The following is a 3,743-nucleotide window of genomic DNA, read 5'->3' as shown; positions in this document are numbered from 1 at the left end:
GTTCACCATTCGTCCGAATACGAAGGAAATGGTTGCTGAAGACGGTCGGCTCATCCCGCTCGATGAATAGGGCAGTCTTGCCAACCAGATCAGGACTATTCGTGGCGTTAAAGAGGACATCGCCTGTACGGAGACCGAACGTATCGAGGCGCGCCTTATCCTGCGGCACGCGGCGGACCTTGGTGTAGTCGAGGCGGCCGTCCCTTGTTACGTTGTTCATTCGGAATTGTGGTACACCGTCGGGCGCAACCTCTCCACAAGCAAATCCCGATCGTGCCTCGACCACCTTTCCAAGTGCCAGCACCGGCCATCCCGTCACTGCGCACCGCCAGCGAGCATTTCGCGCAGCTGTGCCATGCCGTCGGTAATTTCCTTCTCGAGCTGATCGAGCTCGTCGAGGATCTCATCGGGGGCCCGGTGTTCGATCTCCTCGTGGACGATCTTCTTGTATCGGTTCAACGAGAGGTCGTAGCCCTGGGCTGCGATGTCGTCCTTCGGTACGCAGAAACTTTGCGCGGTCCGGGGACGGATCAGTTCCTCGCCGTCGCGCTGCTGCCACCGTAGGAGCACATCGGGCAGATTGTTCTTCGCGTGCTCCTCGGCGGTCAGGCCGGTGGCGAGCACACCGAGCTTGTCCTCGTCCAACAGGGGTGTGCGCTTGTCATCGAGCGAATACCCGTCTGCGGTGACCTCGTAGAACCACACATTGTCGGTGCCACCCGAATCCGTCCTGGTGAAGAACAAGATCGCTGTCGAAACCCCGGCGTACGGCTTGAACGCCCCGGAAGGGAGCTTGACGACCGCGTCGAGTTTGTGGTCCTCGACCAGCATCTTCCGGAGGGCCTTGTGGGCGGTACTGCTACCGAAGAGGACACCGTCGGGAACGATTACCGCGGCCCGCCCACCGGGTTTGAGCAGCCGCAAGAAAAGCGCCATGAACAACAGTTCGGTCTTCTTCGTCTTGACGATCTGCTGTAGGTCCTTGGCGGTGTTCTCGTAGTCGAGGCTGCCGGCGAACGGCGGATTGGCCAGGACCATCGAGTACGCGCCGGCATCGGCGGTGTTCGCTTCGGCGAGCGAATCACGGTAGCGAACGTCGGGGTTTTCGATGCCGTGCAGCATCATGTTCATCGACCCGATCCGCAGCATGGTGTTGTCGAAGTCGAACCCGTGGAACATGTCGTGGTGGTACTGCTCCCGGGCGGCGCCGGAGCTGATCGCGTCGGCGTGGTGTGCACGCGTGTATTCACTGGCCGCGACCAGGAATCCGCAGGTACCGGACGCGGGGTCGACGATCCTGTCCCCGGGCTGGGGGGCCATCATTTCGACCATCATCTGGATGATGTGGCGGGGGGTGCGGAACTGACCGTTCTGACCGGCGGCGGCGATCTTGGAGAGCATGTACTCGTACACGTCGCCCTTGGTGTCGAGATTCTCCATCGGCACCTTGTCGAGCAAGTCGACGACCTTCATCAATAGACCCGGGCTCGGGATGGACAGTCGCGCATCCTTCATGTGGTGCGCGTAGGTCGAGTCGTCCGAGCGAATGGTCCGGATGAATGGAAACACCCTTTGCCCGACGACCTCGAACGCCTCGTCGGGGTGCATGTTCTTGATCTTCGACCAGCGCAGATCGTCGTAGTCGCGGCCGGTGTCGTCGGTGCCGCTCGGGAAAGGATTGCCCTCGACGGGGCGGCCGAGGCGGTTGGCCCTGTTCAGTGCGAGGGTCTGCTGATCGTCGAGACGCTTGATGAACAGCAGGTAGGTGAGCTGTTCCATCACCTCGAGAGGGTTGGCAATACCACCCGACCAGAACGCATTCCAGATCGTGTCGATCTGCCCTTTTACCGTGCCAGTGATCACGCCGTACCGCCCGTTCATACTTGAAGATGACCAACAGGACTGTATACAGCAGACCTCCGACAGATTGCGCCTGTGGCCTGCTGTACCTGCGTCGTTGATGTGCGAGTATTTGCCGATGGTGGGTGTCTTCGGGTGGTCAGCCGCAATCGCGTTCGTGACGATGTGGCCGACCGGGTTTCGGTTCATCGGGACGTTGCCTAAGAACACCGTGACAGCTGATCGGTACCGTGTTCTGGGTGGCGTACGTCGCCGCGGCGACGGTGTTGCCGTTCGCGCTGGGACTGCCGTGGTGGGGCGTGCCGATTTGCTACCTCGTCGTTTTGCTGATCACCGGGCTCTATGTGGGCGAGATTGCGCTCCGGTTCAACGTCAAAGTGGGGCAGCGCTGACACTAGGGGGCGGCAGCGGCCCCAGCCGATCGAACGATTCTGAAACCTCTACAGCCAAGCTCGAGTTATCCGACCCAGGGCCGCGGCTGTTTCAGCGTCACATTTGCGAGGGCAGCAACGCGTTCAGGTAGTCGCCTCGTACTTCGGCCAGAGCGGTGCTGCGAGCGATCTCTGCTTGACGCAGCTCCGTTGCAGACGAGTCGATGCGAGAGGACCCGTCGATATCATGGCCGGACTGCCTGACCAGTTCGCCGAGTTGTTCGTCGATCCCCTCACTCTTGCTGATGCGGTATACCGTCGCGGTCTGACTCTGCAGTGCTCGTAGTCGATCCCGGTACTCGCACAGTGCGGTGATTCGTTCCAATGCGGGCTGAACCACCTTGGTGTCCAGGTCCTCGATGTGACGTAGCCAGAGCGTTCGCGCATGTTGGATTTCGGAGGTGTCGCCGAGCGGTTCACTTCCGATTTTTTCTCTTACCGCTGAGGCTCCGAGCAGTTGGGTGGTGAGGCTGGCGAGTTCCTTGTCGACGTTGACACGTCCGGTCGCGGACTTAGCGAAGGCTTCGACTGCGAGGGGGTCGAGTGCTCTGATCTCTTGCGCGGTTGCCGATGCGACGCTGATCACGGCCCAGAAGTGGCGGTGCAGTGGATTCGCATGTGCTCGATCCCGGTACTCCTCGGCAGTTTTAAAGGCGCGATTGTTCCTGAGTAGGAGCCAGAGACCCAGATCCGACGAGGGGAGAGCCCACGCCTTGACAGCGGTGCCGCGGTCAGCCGCCTCGCCGGTGTGGATGTCTATCCTGCTGTGCCAGTAAAACCGCTCGACATATCCGCGGCGCGCTTTCCCTTCGGGGAGCAGGGAGAGTTCCACCGCTTGCCACGCATATTTGTCGGCAGGGGATTGCCTAATGTGCCTCGCAGGGCCGAAGGTGGGATTGGCCGTCAACTCGGCCTCTGCCTTTTCGACCGCTTGAGTCACTCCGGAAATCCGATCACCGCGTCGCGGCGAGGCATGGACAGAGTCGTTCATGGTCGGAGTCCTTTCGAGTGACGTCCATACATCTTGGCGTTAGGCATCGCGGACAGTTTCGGCCCGGCTGTTGGTGGCGTCGAAGGCCGCGTTCTCGACCAGAGGTGATCAGAGCATAAGCTCAGGACCCTTGTCACGAAATTCCCGGTGCGGAAGTTGTCAAGGCAGTTGGGTCCAGCGGGTGTTGAGCGGGCTGAACTCGCGTTCGTCCGAGGTTGGTCTGCACGCTTCGCGGATGATGCTTTTCTCGAAAACGCAGAGGTCAGATGGGGTTCGATCGTCGGGGGCGTTCATTGGACACGGCAGATGAACCGGATGCCTATCGCTGGTATGGCCACTTGGCGGTGGGGCGTGGTGAGCGATTCGTTCTGATGGGTGCGAGGTAGGTGACTGTGGCCTGGGTCTTTCCGAGCACCGTGGTGTCGTCGCACCTCACCACGAGGTCGATGCGCATGCTGTCG

The 3,743-nt window shown here is 60.8% G+C and carries 3 protein-coding genes and 1 pseudogene; 1 reads left to right on the top strand and 3 read right to left on the bottom strand.

The window, feature by feature from the left end; all coding sequences use genetic code 11:
- Together WAW17_RS11090 and WAW17_RS11085 are read right to left on the bottom strand one after the other, a co-directional pair.
- A pseudogene (locus tag WAW17_RS11090) lies at positions 1-304 on the bottom strand (hypothetical protein); the annotation flags it as partial.
- An 11-nt stretch (positions 305-315) separates the two neighbouring features.
- Positions 316-1,863, bottom strand: a complete 1,548-nt coding sequence (locus WAW17_RS11085) for a type I restriction-modification system subunit M (protein ID WP_422333031.1) — start codon at positions 1,861-1,863, stop codon at positions 316-318.
- Positions 1,864-2,099: 236 nt separating this feature from the next.
- On the opposite strand from WAW17_RS11085, the gene WAW17_RS11080 reads away from it, so the two are divergent.
- Positions 2,100-2,252, top strand: a complete 153-nt coding sequence (locus tag WAW17_RS11080) for a hypothetical protein (protein WP_422333030.1) — start codon at positions 2,100-2,102, stop codon at positions 2,250-2,252.
- Positions 2,253-2,349: 97 nt separating this feature from the next.
- Here the strand turns inward: WAW17_RS11080 and WAW17_RS11075 are convergent, their stop codons facing one another.
- Entirely contained in the window at positions 2,350-3,282 is a 933-nt protein-coding gene (locus WAW17_RS11075; RefSeq protein ID WP_422333029.1) for a hypothetical protein, read from the bottom strand.
- Between the last annotated feature and the right edge of the window lie 461 nt (positions 3,283-3,743).

Origin of the sequence: Rhodococcus sp. (in: high G+C Gram-positive bacteria), assembly GCF_049286785.1 — a bacterium.
GTDB lineage: Bacteria > Actinomycetota > Actinomycetes > Mycobacteriales > Mycobacteriaceae > Rhodococcus_F.
This window is presented reverse-complemented; position numbering and strand designations above follow the sequence as displayed.

Coding starts and splice junctions, on each gene's coding strand:
- WAW17_RS11075 (WP_422333029.1), bottom strand. CDS start 3,282: ATGAACGACTCTGTCCATGCCTCGCCGCGACGCGGTGATCGGATTTCC.